General features: G+C 66.9%; 11 protein-coding genes. All 11 read left to right on the top strand.

Going from position 1 to position 16,136, the window contains the following annotated elements:
• Positions 1 to 32: 32 nt before the first annotated feature.
• The 11 genes from J7396_RS18400 (at position 33) to J7396_RS18350 (ending at position 16,091) form a co-directional block, all read left to right on the top strand.
• The gene (locus J7396_RS18400; protein WP_209261889.1) at positions 33 to 1,193 is read left to right on the top strand and encodes an FAD-dependent oxidoreductase; all 1,161 of its coding nucleotides are present in this window, start codon (positions 33 to 35) and stop codon (positions 1,191 to 1,193) included.
• On the top strand, positions 1,190 to 1,435 hold the full coding sequence (locus J7396_RS18395) for a 2Fe-2S iron-sulfur cluster-binding protein (protein WP_008571374.1): 246 nt from the start codon (positions 1,190 to 1,192) through the stop codon (positions 1,433 to 1,435). Before J7396_RS18400 ends, J7396_RS18395 begins: the two co-directional genes overlap by 4 nt.
• On the top strand, positions 1,428 to 2,741 hold the full coding sequence (locus tag J7396_RS18390) for an FAD/NAD(P)-binding oxidoreductase (RefSeq protein ID WP_209261871.1): 1,314 nt from the start codon (positions 1,428 to 1,430) through the stop codon (positions 2,739 to 2,741). The genes J7396_RS18395 and J7396_RS18390 overlap by 8 nt, the downstream gene beginning before the upstream one ends.
• Complete coding sequence (locus tag J7396_RS18385) at positions 2,738 to 3,646, top strand: dihydrodipicolinate synthase family protein (RefSeq protein ID WP_209261870.1); 909 nt, start codon at positions 2,738 to 2,740, stop codon at positions 3,644 to 3,646. Before J7396_RS18390 ends, J7396_RS18385 begins: the two co-directional genes overlap by 4 nt.
• Positions 3,647 to 3,856: 210 nt before the next feature.
• Positions 3,857 to 5,473 (top strand): aldehyde dehydrogenase (NADP(+)), encoded by a 1,617-nt coding sequence (locus J7396_RS18380; protein ID WP_209261869.1) that lies wholly within the window; start codon positions 3,857 to 3,859, stop codon positions 5,471 to 5,473.
• Positions 5,470 to 6,669, top strand: a complete 1,200-nt coding sequence (locus J7396_RS18375) for a Xaa-Pro peptidase family protein (protein ID WP_014090452.1) — start codon at positions 5,470 to 5,472, stop codon at positions 6,667 to 6,669. The genes J7396_RS18380 and J7396_RS18375 overlap by 4 nt, the downstream gene beginning before the upstream one ends.
• Before the next feature lie 115 nt (positions 6,670 to 6,784).
• Positions 6,785 to 8,602 (top strand): DUF885 family protein, encoded by a 1,818-nt coding sequence (locus tag J7396_RS18370; protein WP_033478832.1) that lies wholly within the window; start codon positions 6,785 to 6,787, stop codon positions 8,600 to 8,602.
• Positions 8,599 to 10,476 carry a DUF885 family protein gene (locus tag J7396_RS18365; protein ID WP_008574360.1) on the top strand — a complete coding sequence of 626 codons (1,878 nt, stop codon included), beginning with the start codon at positions 8,599 to 8,601 and terminating at the stop codon, positions 10,474 to 10,476. Before J7396_RS18370 ends, J7396_RS18365 begins: the two co-directional genes overlap by 4 nt.
• Positions 10,477 to 10,538: 62 nt before the next feature.
• On the top strand, positions 10,539 to 12,125 hold the full coding sequence (locus J7396_RS18360; protein ID WP_008574362.1) for an APC family permease: 1,587 nt from the start codon (positions 10,539 to 10,541) through the stop codon (positions 12,123 to 12,125).
• Positions 12,115 to 14,454: a S9 family peptidase gene (locus J7396_RS18355; protein WP_209261868.1), complete on the top strand. Its 2,340-nt coding sequence runs from the start codon at positions 12,115 to 12,117 to the stop codon at positions 14,452 to 14,454. The genes J7396_RS18360 and J7396_RS18355 overlap by 11 nt, the downstream gene beginning before the upstream one ends.
• On the top strand, positions 14,454 to 16,091 hold the full coding sequence (locus tag J7396_RS18350) for a DUF5597 domain-containing protein (protein WP_209261867.1): 1,638 nt from the start codon (positions 14,454 to 14,456) through the stop codon (positions 16,089 to 16,091). Before J7396_RS18355 ends, J7396_RS18350 begins: the two co-directional genes overlap by 1 nt.
• Positions 16,092 to 16,136 lie beyond the last annotated feature (45 nt).

Below are 16,136 nucleotides of genomic sequence, written 5' to 3'. Positions count from 1 at the left end.
CTGCAACGCCTGCGTCGGCAGCGGCGCCTGGATTGGGTGCGGTTGCCGAATCCGGGTCCGCCGCGTCTGCCGCGTACACGCGACGCAGTTACGACCTGATCGTGATCGGCGCCGGCATTGTGGGCGCCGCTTGCGCGGAAGCGGCGGCGGGCGAGGGCCTTCGCGTGGCGATCGTCGAGCCGGGACCGATCGGCGGCGGCGCCACGGCCGCGGCGATGGGGCATTTGGTGGCGATGGACGACGACCCCGCCGAGCTGGCGTTGTCGGCGTATTCGCTGCGGCTGTGGGAACGCTTCGCCACGCTCAGCGACGCCGAATTCAGCCGCTGCGGCACGCTGTGGGTGGCCCGCGACGCGCGCGAACTGGCGGCGGTGCCAGCCAAGATCGCGCGCCTGGCAACGGCAGGCCTGCATGCCGAAGCGATCGATGCCGCGCAGCTGTATGCGCTGGAGCCAGAGCTGGTGCCCGGGCTGGCTGGCGGCATGCGCGTGCCCGATGAAGCTGTGGTGTATCCGCCGCGGGTCGCGCGGCATTTGGTGGGCGTGGCCTGCACGTCCGGCGCACGCTTGTTTGCCGGCCGCCGCGTGGTGCAGCTGCAGGCGCATGCGGTGCGTCTGGACGATGGGCAGACGCTCACCGGGCCGGTGCTGGTGGCCAGCGGTGTGGCCTTGCCGCAGTTGCTGCCCGAGCTGGCACTGCGCCCGCGCAAGGGCCATTTGGTGATCACCGACCGGCACCCGGGGCTGATCCGGCATCAGCTGCTGGAACTGGGCTATGCGGATTCGGCGCACGGGGCCGACGACACCAGCGTGGCCTTCAATGTGCAGCCGCGGCCCACCGGGCAGATTCTGATCGGCTCCTCGCGCCAGTTCGGCGAGCACGACCGCGCCTTGTCGATGCCGGTGCTGCAGCAGATGTTGCAGCGCGCCTTTGCGTACCTGCCGGTCCTGCGCGAGCTGCAGGCGATCCGCGTGTGGACCGGCCTGCGTCCGGCCACGCCGGACGGGCGCCCGTATCTGGGGGTGGTGCCCGGCCGACGCGATGTGTGGGTGGCCGCCGGTCACGAGGGGTTGGGGGTCACCACGGCGCTGGGGAGCGCACGGGTGATCGTGGACAGCCTGCTCGGGCGCACCCCGGCCATCGACCCGGCGCCCTACGCACCGGCGCGTGCCGTGCAAGGAGCGCCCGCATGAGCGCGACGGTGCGTCTGCAGGTGGACGGGCGCATGGTCGAGGTGCCGGCCGGTGCCAGCGTGGCGGCGGCCGTGGCGCAGGCGACGTTGCAGTTTCGCCAATCGAGCAGTGGGCAAGCGCGCGCGCCCCTGTGCGGCATGGGCGTGTGTTTCGAATGCCGCGTGCGCATCGATGGCGTGGGACAGCAACGCGCCTGCCTGGTGGACGCATGCGATGGCATGCAGGTGCGCACCGATGGCTGAGCGCGTGCTGCATTTCGATGTGTTGGTGATCGGCGCCGGCCCGGCCGGGCTGGCGGCGGCGCAGGCGGCGGCCAGCCAAGGCGTGCGCGTGGGCGTGGTCGACATGCAGCCACGTACCGGCGGTCAGGTGTGGCGCAGCGATGTGCAACACGGCGCGCCGGCCGATGCGCGCGCATTGCGGCAGCAGGTGGCGGGCAATGCATCGATCACCGTGCTGACGCGCACGCAGATTGTGCTGGCGCAGCCGGGCTGGCTGCTGGCCGATGGCCCCGACGGCACGCTGCAACTGCATTACGCCGCCCTGGTGCTGGCCACCGGTGCGCGCGAATTGCTGTTGCCATTTCCAGGCTGGACCTTGCCCGGCGTCACCGGTGCCGGCGCCGCGCAGGCGCTGGCCAAGCAGGGCTGGCCGCTGGCGGGCAAGCGCGTGCTGGTGGCCGGCAGTGGCCCGTTGTTGCTGGCCAGTGCGGCCACGTTGCAACGGCATGGCGCGCAGGTGCTCGGCATTCACGAACAGACCTCGCCGGCCGCCTTGCGCCAGTTCGCACTGCAGTTGTGGCGCTGGCCGGGCAAGGCCGCGCAGGCGGTGGCCTTGCGCCTGCAGCTGCGTGCAGTGGAATATCGCGCCGGCAGCATCGTGGTTGCCGCGCATGGCGACACACAGCTGCGCGAAGTGGAGCTCGCCGGGCCCGGCGGCCGCACGCGTCTGGCCTGCGATCAACTGGCGGTGGGCTATGGCCTGGTGCCCAACACCGAGCTTGCGCAATTGCTGGGTTGTCAGCTGCATGCCTGCGGCGCGCACCAGCAGGTGCAGGTGGATGCGCTGTTGCGTACCAGCGTTAACCAGATCTTTGCCGCCGGCGAAGTCTGCGGCATCGGCGGGCGCGATTGCGCATTGATCGAAGGAGCGATGGCCGGACACATGGCGGCCGATGCACCGGAGGCGGCGCTGCGTCTGCAGCCACGGCGTCACGCCGCGCGTGCGTTTGCCGATCTGCTGCAGCAGCACTTCGCGCTTGACCCGCGTATCCGCACGCTGGCGCAGGCGGACACCTTGATCTGCCGCTGCGAAGACGTACCGCTGGCCGCCCTGGACAGCTTCGACGATGCGCGCGACGCCAAGCTCGCCTCGCGCTGCGGCATGGGCGCCTGCCAGGGCCGTATCTGCGGCGCTGCGCTGGCCGAACTGGGGCGCTGCCCGCCCGATCTTTCTACCGACGCCGGCCGCCGGCCGCCGTTGTTCCCGGTCCGCCTCGCGGCGCTGGCCGACTCGTTCACTTCCGACTCGCAAGGGAAACATCCATGAGCAATGCTGCGTTCTGGCACGGCGTGCTGCCGGCCATCACCACCCCGTTCACCGCCAACGGCGACATCGACCACGACTTCCTCGGCAAGCACGCAAATCAACTGGTGGATGCCGGTTGCACCGCCATCGTGCCGCTGGGCTCGTTGGGGGAGGCCGCGACCTTGAGCGTGGAAGACAAGCTGGCGATCCTGCGCACACTGGTCACCGCCCTGAACGGCCGCGTGCCGGTGGTGCCGGGCATCGCCAGCCTGGCCACCGGCGAAGCGGTCGCGCTGGCCAAGGCGGCCAAGGACACCGGCTGCGGCGGCTTGATGGTGCTGCCGCCGTACGTGTATTCCACCGACTGGCGCGAGATGGGCGCGCATGTGCGCGCGGTGATCGGTGCAACCGATCTGCCGGTGATCCTGTACAACAACCCAGTGGCCTACAAGACCGATTTCGGCCCGGCGCAGATCGCCGAGCTGGCCGCCGAATTCCCGAACCTGCAGGCCGTGAAGGAATCCTCCGGCGACGTGCGCCGCTTCGCTGCGCTGCAGGAATTGCTGGGCGATCGCCTGGCGCTGCTGGTGGGCATGGACGATGCCATCGTCGAAGGCCTGAGCATGGGCGCCAAGGGCTGGATCGCCGGCCTGGTCAATGCGTATCCGAAGGAATCGGTGCGCCTGTTCGAACTCGCCCGCGATGGCGGTTACCCGGCGGCCAGGGAGCTTTACCACTGGTTCCTGCCGCTGCTGCGCCTGGATACGGTGCCCACCTTCGTGCAGCTGATCAAACTGGTGCAGGCCAAGGTCGGCATGGGCAGCGAGCAGGTGCGTGCGCCGCGCCTGGTGGTGGCCGGCGCCGAGCGCGATGCCGCCTTGAAGGTGATCGACCATGCCATCGCCACCGCGCCTACATTGTCTTGATGGCGCACTGATGCTGCCCTGGTCCGTCGTGCCTGCGGGTGAGCGCCAGGTGCCAGTTGTGCCGATTCGTAGCACGCGCCCTGCCTGCGCGCGCCGCGATGCGTTGGCCGATGCGGATGTGGCATCCAGTGCTGCATCCTCATCGTCTTTTTGGTCTGCCGCCAGCGCACCGAGCGCAGGTCCTGCCTCCCTGTCACCGAAGGTGCCGCAATGAACGAGACGAACCACTCCATTCCCGCGGCCGCAGCCGAGATCCTGCTGGCAGGGCAATGGCAAGCCAGCCGCGCCGCCACCGGCAGTTTCCGCGCTGCCGACCCGGCCACCGGCGAGCCGATCGGGCCGTACTTTCCGGTCAGTGGTGCGGACGATGTGGAAGCGGCCGTGGTTGCGGCGCAGTCAGTGGCGGCGGCGTTGGCGGCCGCACCGGTCGAGCGGATCGCGGCCTTTCTGGAAGGCTATGCCGACGCGCTGGATGCCGATGCCGAGACCCTGGTCGCGCTGGCGCATGCCGAGACGGCGTTACCGGCGCCCACACGCTTGCGCGGTAACGAACTGCCGCGCACCAGCGGCCAACTGCGGCAGGCCGCACAGGCCGTGCGCAGCTACAGCTGGACCCAGCCCATCATCGACAGCGCGGCAGACCTGCGTTCGCACCTGGCGCCACTGGGCAAACCGGTGCTGGTGTTCGGCCCGAACAACTTTCCGTTCGCGTTCAATGCAATTGCCGGCAGCGATTTCGCCTCGGCGATTGCCGCGCGCAACCCGGTCATTGCCAAGGCGCATCCGTTGCATCCGGCCACCAGCCAGCGCATGGCGCAGCTCGCGCATCAGGCCTTGGTTGGGGCCGGTCTGCCTGCGGCGGCGGTGCAACTGCTGTATCACTTCGACACTGCCGTCGGCCTGCGCTTGGCGGGCGATGCGCGGCTGGGCGCGATCGGTTTCACTGGCAGCCGTGCCGGTGGGCTGGCACTGAAGGTGGCCGCAGACGCGGCGGGCGTGCCGTTTTATGCCGAGCTTTCCAGCGTCAACCCGGTCTTCCTGTTGCCGGGCGCGCTGGCCGAACGCGGCGACGCGCTTGCGCAGGAATTCTTCGCCTCCTGCACGCTGGGTAGCGGGCAGTTCTGCACCAACCCCGGTGTGGTGGTGGTGCCGCATGGCGCGGCTGGCGAGGCGTTCGTTGCGGCCACCAAGGCGCATTTCGAAGCGGCCATGCCGATGGTGCTGTTCTCCGCCGCCGGTGTAGAAGGCGTGCAACGCGGTGTGGCGAGCCTGCGTGCCGCCGGCGCCAGCATGCTGGCCGGCGGACACACCGGCGAGGATGGCTACCGTTATGCGCCGACCTTGTTGAGCGTGGATGCGCAAGCCTTTCTGGCCAACCCGCACGCCCTGCAGGCCGAAGCCTTCGGCCCGGTGAGCCTGCTGGTGCGCGCAGCCGATGTGGCGCAGATGGCACAGGTGGCTGCCGCGTTCGAAGGCAACCTGACCGGCACGTTGTACCGCGCGGCCGACGGCAGCGACGATGCGGCGTGGCAGACCATTGCCCCGGTATTGCGCGCGCGGGTGGGGCGGTTGATCAACAGCAAGATGCCGACCGGCGTGGCCGTGAGCGCGGCGCAGAACCACGGCGGCCCGTTCCCGAGCACCGGGCATCCGGGCTTCACGGCGGTGGGCATGCCCGGCGCCATCCGCCGTTTTGCCGCCTTGCACAGCTACGACGCGGTGCCCGATGCACTGCTGCCTGCCGAACTGCGCCAGCGCAATCCGGGCGGCGTGGCACGTCTGGTCGATGGGCAATGGAGCACGGCCGATCTTGGAGCCGGCGCATGAGCAGCCAGATCGGCGGGCTGTCGCTTGCGCAAGCGCGTGCGCAACTGACGCCGTGGACACAACGCGCCGCGCCGATCGCCACGGACGAATACGAGCGCCGCATCGAGCGTGCGCGCACCCTCATGCGCGCGCATGGCGTGGATGCGCTGTTGATCGGTGCCGGCACGTCGCTGCGCTATTTCACCGGCGTGCCGTGGGGGGCGAGCGAGCGTCTGGTGGCCCTGCTGCTGACGCTGGATGGCGAGCCGGTGCTGATCTGCCCGATGTTCGAGGAAGGCTCGCTGGATGCGGTGCTGAAGATCCCGGTGACCAAATACCTGTGGGAAGAGCACGACGACCCGTACGCACTGGTGGTACAGGCCATGGACGAGCGCCATGCGCATGCCCTGGCGCTGGACCCGGGCATTGCGTTCGCCGTGCATACCGGTCTGCGTGCGCATCTGGGCAAGGCCATTCGTGATGCCGGCGCGATCATCGATGGCTGCCGCATGTGCAAGTCGCCGGCCGAGCTGGCATTGATGCAGCAGGCTTGCGATATGACCTTGCTGGTGCAGCGGCTGGCGGCCGGTATCGCACACGAGGGCATCGGGACCGATGAACTGGTGCGCTTCATCGACCAGGCGCATCGCGCGCTGGGCGCCGACAACGGATCGACCTTCTGTATCGTGCAGTACGGCCACGCCACTGCGTTTCCGCACGGCATCCCGGGTGTGCAGCACCTGCGCGAAGGCGAACTGGTGTTGATCGACACCGGCTGCACCGTGCAGGGCTACCACTCCGACATCACCCGCACCTGGATCTATGGCGCGGCCAACGACGCGCAGCAGCGCATCTGGGACCTGGAGCAGGCCGCGCAGGCGGCGGCATTCGCAGCGATCCGCCCGGGCGTGGCATGCGAGGCGGTGGATCAGGCCGCGCGCAAGGTGCTGGAGGCAGCCGGGCTCGGCCCCGACTATCGATTGCCCGGGTTGCCGCATCGCACCGGTCACGGCTGCGGCCTGGCGATTCATGAGGCGCCTTACCTGGTGCGCGGCAATGCGCTGCCGTTGCAGCCGGGCATGTGTGCCAGCAACGAGCCGATGATCGTGGTGCCGGAACAGTTCGGCGTGCGCCTGGAAGACCATTTCCACGTGACCGACGATGGCGCGCAGTGGTTCACGCCGCCGTCGGTGGCGATCGATCAACCGTTTGCGTGAGCCGTTACAGGTTCACGCACGCGTAGGAGCGCACCCGGGCGCGACGGGCAGTCCCGATGAAGCCGTCGCGCTCAGGCGCGCTCCTGCAGCCGCCATTGCATCTTGGAGTGAATGCATGAAACACCTGCGTCCCGTTGCCATCGGTCTACTCGCCGCGGCCTTGGTCACCGCCTGCAAGCCGGCGCCGCCCGCAGCGGAGCGGGCGGCTACACCTGCCTCCGCCTCGACCGGCGAGCAGGCTGCCAAGGCCTTCGATGCGCTGCTGGACAAGCAGTGGCAGTACCAACTGCAGCACAACCCCGAGTTCGCCAGCATCATCGGCGACAAGCGCTACAACGACCGCTGGAGCGATTACTCGCTGGAGGCCGTGCAGGCAGAGCGCAGCGCAACGGCCGACCTGCTCAAGCAGTTCGAAGCGGTGGATGCCAAGACGCTGGACGAGCAACGCCAGCTCAGCCTGCAGATGATGCTGGGCCAGTTGCGCGACAAGCTGGAAGGGATCGACCTGAAGACCTATGCAATGCCGCTGGAACCGATCGGCGGCATACAGTTGGCGTTGGCCGGCTACGGCGATGCCTTCCCGTTCGAAAATGCCAAGGATTACCAGGACTACATCAAGCGGCTGCAGGCGATTCCGACGGTGATCGACCAGGTGATCGCGGTGTCGCGGCAGGGGGCGAAGGAGGGCCTCACCCAGCCGCGTTATCTGCTGGAGCGCCTACCCGAGCAGATCGACAAGATTGCGGCCTTGACCGGGGAGCAGAGCCCGTTCGCCTCGCCATTGAAAAAGCTCGACGCCGCCGTACCGGCCGATCAACGCGATGTGCTGCGCCAACAGCTGCTCGCCGCGATCGACCAACAGGTGCGCCCGGCTTACGCAAAGCTGGCCGCGTTCGTCCGCGACGAATATGCCGCGCAGGGGCGCGCGCAGGAAGGTGTCTGGTCGCTGCCCGATGGCGAGCGCCGCTATCGTTACGCCATCCACACCCAGACCACCACCGACATGGCGCCGGAGGAAATCCACCAGATTGGTCTGAAGGAGGTGGCGCGCATCGAAGGCGAGATGACGCAGATCGCCAAGGCGCAGGGTTTTGCGGATCTGGCCAGCTTCCGCAAGGCCGTGGAGACCGACAAGCGACACTTCGCCACCTCGGGCGACCAGATCCTGCAGCAATACCGCCAGTACATCGCAGCGATGGAACCGCAGCTGCCGAAGTTGTTCGGCCATCTGCCCAAGACCCCGCTGGAAGTGCAGGCGATGCCGGCGTTCCGGCGTACCGCACCGGGCGCCGAATACTGGCAGAGCAATCCGGAAGGCACCAAGCCGGCGATCGTGAAGGTCAACACCAGCGACTTCGCCAGCCGCACGTTGATCAATATCGAAACCACCGCCTACCACGAAGGCGTGCCCGGGCATCACCTGCAGATCTCGCTTGCGCAGACATTGCCGTTGCCGCCGTTCCGCCAGCAGGCCGGCTACAACGCCTATATCGAAGGTTGGGCGCTGTATGCCGAGCGCCTGGGCAAGGAGATCGGTTTCTTCAAGGACCCGTACAACGACTATGGGCGCCTGTCCGGCGAATTGCTGCGCGCCAACCGGTTGGTGCTCGACACCGGCGTGCACTACAAGCACTGGAACCGCCAGCAAATGGTGGATTTCTTCCACGCACATCCGTCCGATGACGAGCCCAGCATCCAGTCCGAAACCGATCGCTACATCGTGTGGCCGGGCCAGGCGCTGGGGTACAAGCTCGGCCAGCTGCAGATCCTGGCGCTGCGTGCGGAAGCCGAGAAGGAACTCGGTGAGCGCTTCGATGTGCGCGCCTTCCACGATGCGGTGCTGGGCGGCGGCGCGATGCCGCTGGCACTGTTGCAGCAACGGGTGCGGCAGTGGATTGCGCAGGCCAAGGCGGCGCCGGAGGCACACCCATGAGCACCACCAGCGCGTTACGCGCGAGCACATTGACCCTGTTGATTGCAGCCTGCCTGGGCGGGCTGGCCCTGCCTGTGCACGCGGCCGAGGCTGCGGCTGCGGCCACGCAGAACACCGCAGCGGCACGCTTCAAGGCCTTGTACACACGCGAGTGGCGCTGGCGCCAGGCGCAGGCGTCGGGCGCGGTGGATGAAGACAACCAGGCCACGCAGGAGCAACAGGCCGACCATCTGCCCAAGGTCGATGTCGCCACGCAGAACCAGCGCACGGCGTATTGGCAACAGGTGTTGAAGGAACTGGATGCCATCCCGCAGGCACAGTTGTCGGCCGAAGATCAGGTGAGCTACCAGGTGTATCGGCAGCAATTGCAGGTACTGCTGGACCAGCAGCATTTTCGCGCCTGGGAAATGCCGTTCAACAGCGATTCGGCGTTCTGGAGCGATCTGGGCTTCAGCGCCGAGGCCACGCTGCGTACGCGCGAGGATTACCAGCGTTATCTGAAGATGCTGGCCGACATCCCGCGCTATTTCGCCGAGCACACCGACAATATGCGCGCCGGGCTGGCGCGCGGTTTCACCCAGCCGCGGGTCACGATGACCGGGCGCGACCAGTCCATCGCCGATGTGGCGCAGGCCAAAGGCGAGGCCAACCCGTTCTACGCGCCGTTCAAGCAGATGCCGGCGACGCTGCCGGCCGATGTGCAGGCGCAGCTGCGCCAGCAGGCAGTCAAGGCCATCGATACACAGGTGGTTCCGGCATACGCCAAGCTGCTGGATTTCATCCGCAATGACTACCAGCCGCGCGCACGCACCACGCTGGCCGGCGAAGCGTTGCCGGACGGCCAGGCGTATTACCGTGCGCAGATTCGCGAGTTCACTACGCTGGATTTGAGCCCTGACCAGATCCATCAGATCGGCTTGCAGGAGGTGGCCAAGCTGCGCACGCAGATGGACCAGACCATCGCGGCCAGCGGCTTCAAGCCGCCGGCCGGGCAGGCGGTATTCCCGGCGTTTCTGCACTTCCTGCGGACCGACCCGCAGTTCTACGCCAAGACGCCGGAAGAGTTGCTCAAGCAGGCGGCCTGGATCGCCAAGCGCGTGGACGCCAAGGTGGGCGATTACATCGGCCGGCTGCCGCGCCGTCGCTTCGCCATCGAGCCGGTGCCGCCGGAGCTGGCGCCGTTCTACACCGGCGGTCGCGGTGGGCCGGGCATCTATCTGGTCAATACCTACAACCTGCCGTCGCGGCCGCTGTACAACCTGACCGCGCTGACCTTGCACGAATCCTCGCCCGGTCACGCATTGCAGATGCCGCTCGCGGCAGAGGCGCAAGGCTTGCCGGAGTTCCGTCGCTACGGCTTCATCTCCGCCTACGGTGAAGGTTGGGCGCTGTATTCGGAGTATCTGGGCCAGGAAATGGGCATGTACGACACGCCCTATGACCGCTTCGGTTACCTGACCTACCAGATGTGGCGCGCCTGCCGTCTGGTGATCGATACCGGCATCCACAACAAGGGCTGGACGCGCGAGCAGGCGCAGGCCTACCTGCGCGACAACACTGCGCTCAGCGAGCACGAAGTCACCACCGAGGTGGACCGCTACATCGCCTGGCCGGGGCAGGCGCTGTCGTATTACCTGGGCGAGCTGAAAATACTGGAGCTACGCCGCAAGGCAGAAGCCGCGCTGGGCGAAAAGTTCGACCTGCGCAACTTCCACGATGCGGTGCTGCAGACCGGTTCGGTGCCATTACCGGTGCTGGAAGCGCGCATCGACCGCTTCATCGCCGATGGCGGCGTGTCGCCTTACCCGCCGGATGACCCGGCAGAGGCATCGGCAGAGGCATCGGCAGAGGCGAAGGCCTCTGCCAGTGACTGACACGTGTGCGCACGTGATGCTCTAAGTGCAGTAACCGCGCTTTCCACACTTCGGGGCGACGTATGACCACACACGCTGCGACTACGCAAGGCAAGTTCCACAAGCGCCTCAGCCTCACCGACCTGACCTTTATCGGGCTGGGTTCGATCTTCGGTTCCGGGTGGTTGTTTTCGGCCAGCCATGTCTCATCGATCGCGGGGCCGGCCGGCATCGTGTCGTGGATACTCGGCGGTATCGCGGTGCTGCTGCTCGGGCTGGTGTATTGCGAACTCGGCGCGGCATTGCCGCGCGCCGGCGGAGTGGTGCGCTACCCGGAGTATTCGCATGGCGCCTTGCTCGGTTCGCTGACCGGCTTCATCACCTTGATCGCATTCTCCAGCCTGATCGCGATCGAAGTGGAGGCGGCGCGGCAATACGCAGCGGCGTGGTTCCCGTGGTTGAGCCAGCCGCACAGCACCCATCCCAGCGTGGCGGGTTGGCTGGTGCAGTTGGCCTTGCTGGTGCTGTTCTTCGTACTCAACTATTTCAGCGTCAAGACCTTCGCGCTGGCCAACAACATCGTCAGCATCTTCAAGTTTCTGGTGCCGATCCTGGTGATCGTGCTGCTGATGCAGCACTTCGATGCCGGCAATCTGAGCGTGCATGGGTTCGCGCCCTCTGGCATGGCGGGTGTGGAAGCGGCGATCTCGGCCGGGGGCATCATCTTCGCGTATCTGGGGTTGACGCCGATCGTGTCGGTGGCCAGTGAGGTGCGCGACCCGCAGCGCAATATTCCGATTGCGCTGATCCTGTCGGTGGCGCTGTCCACGGTGATTTACGTGCTGCTGCAGCTGGCGTTCCTGGGCAGCATCCCGGCCGCGCAGCTCGCGCAAGGCTGGGCGGGCATCGACAAGGCCTTCTCGCTGCCGTATCACGACATCGCCCTGGCCTTGGGCATGGCGTGGCTGGCTGCGCTGGTGATCTGCGATGCGATGGTCTCGCCCAGCGGCACCGGCAACATCTACATGAATGCCACGCCGCGCGTGGTGTACGGCTGGGCGCGCAGTGGCGGGTTCTTGCCGGTGCTGACGCGGGTGGACCCGGCGTCGGGTATCCCGCGTCCGGCACTGTGGTTGAGCCTGGGGTTGTCGATCTTCTGGACGCTGCCGTTTCCCTCGTGGGAAACGCTGATCGGGGTGGTGTCGGCCGCCTTGGTGCTGAGCTATGCGGTGGCGCCGATCACGGTGGCGGCCCTGCGCCGCAGCGCGCCGGACTTGCCACGCCCATTTTTCGTGCGTGGCCTGCCGGTGATGGGGCCGCTGTCGTTCATGGTTGCGGCGTTGATCGTGTACTGGTCCACCTGGCCGACCTTGTCGTGGTTGCTCGGCTTGCAGGTGCTGGCGTTCGTGCTTTACGTGCTATTTCGCCTGCCTTCGCGCCAGGGCCGCGCGCGCCTGGTGCGGCAGGTACGCGCGTCGCTGTGGCTGATCGTGTTCTTCGTGCTGGTGATGCTGGTGTCGTGGGCGGGCACGTTCGGTGGACATGGCTGGATTGCGCATCCCTTCGATACGTTGAGCGTGGCGGTCATCGCGTTCTGCATCTATCACTGGGGCGCACGCAGCGGCTTGCGCAGCGACGAGCTTGCGCTGGAGGAGGACGATGGTGAGTGATGCGCGCCGCCGCGCATTTGGTTTGCGTCGATGGTCTGCGCTGGCCGGGTACATGATGGTGTTGTCGGGTGCTGTGCAGGCTGCGCCCAGCGTTGCCGATTACCAACGTTCGCTGGGTTTGCGCGAGCAGTGGATCACGCTGACGGAGAATGTCGCCTGGCCGGCGCAATGGCAGGACAATGGCAGGTTCTATTACCGCAAGACGGTGCCGGGCGGCTTTGCGTTTGTCAGTGCCGATGTGGCCACCGTGCAGAAGCAGCCGGCCTTCGATCAGGCACGCGTGGCGCAGGGCCTGAGTGCGGCAACCGGCAAGCCCTATGCGGCGCTGCGTCTGCCGTTCGAGCAGTTTTCGTTTTCAACCGAGGGCGAACGCAGCGATGGCGCCATTGTCTTCGCACTGGACGATGCGGCCTGGCGTTGCACGCTGACCACCTACCACTGCGCGCCCGATGCTCGGCTGCAGGCCACTTCACGCCCACGCGGTTTCGGCGTGGTGCGCGACCCGCTGGTGCCGGCCGACACCGCGCCGCGTCGCTCGCCGGATGCCAGGTGGGAGGTGTTGGCCGATGGTTGGAACCTGGTGTTGCGCCGTGTCGCCGACGGGCAGATCACCCGGCTCAGCAGTGACGGCCGTGCCGATGACTATTTCGATCTGGAAAGTGTTGCCTGGTCGCCGGATTCGCGGCAGCTGGCGGTGTATCGCGTGCGTCCGGGGCTGGCTCGCCGTGTCACCCGCGTCGAAGCCGCGCCTGCCGGCGCTGGGCAACCGGTGGTGCACACCCAGTTGTATCCCAAGCCGGGCGATGCGGTGGATGTGGAACGGCCGGTGCTGTTCTCCCTGGACGGAACACGTCGCGACGTGGACACGGCGTTGTTCGACAACCCGTATTCGTTGTCGCCGCTGCAGTGGCGCAGCGACGGGCGCAGTGTCGCGTTCGACTATGTGCAACGCGGCTTCCAGCGCATGCGCGTGATTGCGGTGGATGCACGCAGCGCGCGCGCGCGCGTGGCAGTCGGCGAAGACGCCCGCACCTTCGTGTATGCCGACCGCAGCTTTCGCCACGACGTAGACGGGCGTGGCGATGAGGTGCTGTGGATCTCCGAGCGCGATGGCTGGCGGCACCTGTATCTGTTCGATGGACGCAGCGGCAAGGTGAAGCGCCAGCTCACCCGCGGGCCGTGGGTGGTGCGCGAAGTGCTGCGCGTGGACGATGCGCAACGCCGCATCTGGTTCACGGCCAGCGGGATGGAGGCGGGCAAGGACCCGTACGACCGGCAGCTCTACAGCGTTGATTTCGACGGCCGCCGGTTGACCCGCCTGACCCACGCCGATGCCGACCACGACGTGGCCATTGCCGATGATGGCCTGCATTACGTCGATGTCTATTCGCGTCCGGACCTGCCGCCGGTGATGGAGTTGCACGCCATCGATGGCCAGCTGCTGCACACCGTGGAGTGTGGCACGATCGACAAGCTGCAGGCCGCCGGCTGGCGCGCGCCGGAGACCTTCGTGGCCAAGGGGCGCGATGGCACCACCGATATCTGGGGCATGGTGGTGCGTCCGCGCGACTACGATCCGCGCAAGACCTATCCGGTGATCGAAAACATCTATGCGGGGCCGCACGATTCCTTCGTGCCCAAGACGTTCTGGCCGTTCGGTTATCACTCCGGCGGCGACAAGCAGATCGGCATGCAGGCGCAGGCCGATCTGGGTTTCATCGTGGTGATGATCGACGGCATGGGGACCGCCAACCGCTCCAAGGCGTTTCATGATGTCGCGTGGAAAAACCTGGGCGATTCAGGGTTTGCCGACCGCATTGCCTGGCATCGTGCGCTGGCGGCCAAGGACCCGTCTTACGACATCAGCCGCGTCGGCATCTACGGTGCATCGGCCGGCGGGCAGAGCACGCTGGGAGCGCTCGAGCGTCACCCGGAGTTCTACAAGGTGGGCGTTGCGTTCGCCGGGTGCTACGACAACCGCATGGACAAGATCAGCTGGAACGAGCAGTGGATGGGCTGGCCGGTGGATGCCAGCTACGCCGCAGCCTCGGGCGTGGTCAATGCGAGCAAGCTGCAGGGCGACCTGCTGCTGATCGTGGGCGAGCAGGACAGCAATGTGGATCCGGCGTCCACCGCACAAGTCGTCGATGCCCTGATCAAGGCCGGCAAGGAATTCGACCTGCTCACCGTACCGGGTGGCGAGCATTCGGTTGGGCGCTCCAGCGGGCCGATCGATTACGTGCAACGTCGCCAGTACGACTTCTTCGTGCGCCACCTGCGCAACGAGCCTACGCCGCACTGGAATTCCCTGCCATCGGAGGCGCAATGATGCGTTTGTTTGCTCGATTCAAGCCGCAGCGGCGCAGCCGGGTGGCGGGTCTGCTGTGGTCGCTGGCATTGCTGGCTGGCAACGCACCGTTGCTTGCGGCCGCCGAAGAACTGCCGCGCCTCGTCACCAAGGATGGCCGCCACGCGCTGTTTGTCGATGGTGCGCCGTATACCATCCTGGCCGCGCAGTTGCATAACTCCAGCGCATGGCCGGCGGTATTACCCAAGGCATTGGACGATGTGGTTGCCCTGCACGCCAATACGGTGGAAGCGCCTGTGTACTGGGAGCAGTTCGAGCCGGCACAGGGCCGCTTCGACACGACCAATGTGGACGCGCTGATTGCCGGCGCCCGCAAGCGTGGCCTGCGTGTCGCGCTCCTGTGGTTCGGTAGCTGGAAGAACGGCCAGATGCATTACGTGCCCGAATGGATCAAGCGCGACGAGGCGACGTACCCGCGCATGCGCGATGCCAATGGCGAGCCGGTGGATGTGTTGTCGCCCCATGTGGCCGCCAACATGCAGGCCGATGCGCGTGCGTTCACCGCGTTGATGCAGCATCTGCGCAAGGTGGATGGCGACCGCCACACGGTGATTCTGGTGCAGGTGGAAAACGAGCCCGGCGCGATCGGCACCGTGCGCGATCACGGCCCGGCAGGCGAGGCAGCGTTTGCGCAACCGGTACCAGCCGCGATTGCGCGCGCACTCGGCAAACCGCAGGGCAGCTGGCAGCAACTGTTCGGCGCCGAAGCTGCCGAAGCGTTCAACGCATATGCAACCGCTGCTTACATCGAACAGGTGGCCGCCGCGGGCAAGCGTGTCTATCCGCTGCCGTTCTACGTCAACACCTGGCTGCGCTACAAGGGCAAGCGCTATCCGGGCATGGACTATCCGTCCGGCGGCGCGACGGTGAACGTATTCGCGTTGTGGCGCGCGGCCACGCCGTCGATCGATTTCATTGGTACCGACATCTACACCAGCGACTACACCGAATACACCAAGGTCGTCGGCCAATACGCGCGGCCCGATAATCCGGCCTGGGTCTCGGAAACCGGCTTCGAAGCTGCCACTGCGCCGTATCTGTTCCATGTGCTGGGGCAGGGCGGGGTCGGCTTTTCGGTGTTCGGCATGGATGGCAACCACGACAGCGAGGCCAACCGCGCAGCGGTTGCAGCCCATGCGGCCAACTTCACGCTGCTGGCGCCGATGCAGCGGATCGTGGCGCAGGCCGCCTTCGACGGCCGCCTGCAGGCGGTGGCCGAGCAGCCCGGCGCGCCACAGCGCACGCTGCGCTTCGGCGAGTGGGAGGCCAAGGTGTCGTTCGGTGCGCCCATGTGGGGCGATGCGCCGCCCATTCTGCCCGGCAACGACGACCACGCCGGCCGGCTGCTGGTGGCCCAACTGGGGCCGGAGGAATTCCTGGTGACCGGTATGGCTGCGCGCATTGAATTTTTTCGCGACGCGGCCGATACCCGTCATGGACAACTGTTGCGGGTGGAGCAGGGACGGTATGTCGACGGGCGCTGGCAGATGGAAAGGCAGCTCAACGGCGACCAGACCGACTACGGCCTCAACTTCGGGCGTGTGGATGCAAACGGCAATGTGCCTGTGGTGTTGCGGGTGCGGGTCGGGACTTACTGAGCCTTGCTGACCGTGTCGCTGCTGCCTTCGGCCTGTTGTCTGCAA

Origin of the sequence: Xanthomonas sp. A1809, assembly GCF_017746015.1 — a bacterium.
Lineage (GTDB): Bacteria > Pseudomonadota > Gammaproteobacteria > Xanthomonadales > Xanthomonadaceae > Xanthomonas > Xanthomonas euvesicatoria.
This window is presented reverse-complemented; position numbering and strand designations above follow the sequence as displayed.

What these genes read in the sequence shown, in the direction of transcription:
- J7396_RS18395 (WP_008571374.1), top strand. Translation starts at nt 1,190, where the DNA reads ATGAGCGCGACGGTGCGTCTGCAGGTGGACGGGCGCATGGTCGAGGTG.
- J7396_RS18390 (WP_209261871.1), top strand. Translation starts at nt 1,428, where the DNA reads ATGGCTGAGCGCGTGCTGCATTTCGATGTGTTGGTGATCGGCGCCGGC.
- J7396_RS18385 (WP_209261870.1), top strand. Translation starts at nt 2,738, where the DNA reads ATGAGCAATGCTGCGTTCTGGCACGGCGTGCTGCCGGCCATCACCACC.
- J7396_RS18380 (WP_209261869.1), top strand. Translation starts at nt 3,857, where the DNA reads ATGAACGAGACGAACCACTCCATTCCCGCGGCCGCAGCCGAGATCCTG.
- J7396_RS18375 (WP_014090452.1), top strand. Translation starts at nt 5,470, where the DNA reads ATGAGCAGCCAGATCGGCGGGCTGTCGCTTGCGCAAGCGCGTGCGCAA.
- J7396_RS18370 (WP_033478832.1), top strand. Translation starts at nt 6,785, where the DNA reads ATGAAACACCTGCGTCCCGTTGCCATCGGTCTACTCGCCGCGGCCTTG.
- J7396_RS18365 (WP_008574360.1), top strand. Translation starts at nt 8,599, where the DNA reads ATGAGCACCACCAGCGCGTTACGCGCGAGCACATTGACCCTGTTGATT.
- J7396_RS18360 (WP_008574362.1), top strand. Translation starts at nt 10,539, where the DNA reads ATGACCACACACGCTGCGACTACGCAAGGCAAGTTCCACAAGCGCCTC.
- J7396_RS18355 (WP_209261868.1), top strand. Translation starts at nt 12,115, where the DNA reads ATGGTGAGTGATGCGCGCCGCCGCGCATTTGGTTTGCGTCGATGGTCT.
- J7396_RS18350 (WP_209261867.1), top strand. Translation starts at nt 14,454, where the DNA reads ATGCGTTTGTTTGCTCGATTCAAGCCGCAGCGGCGCAGCCGGGTGGCG.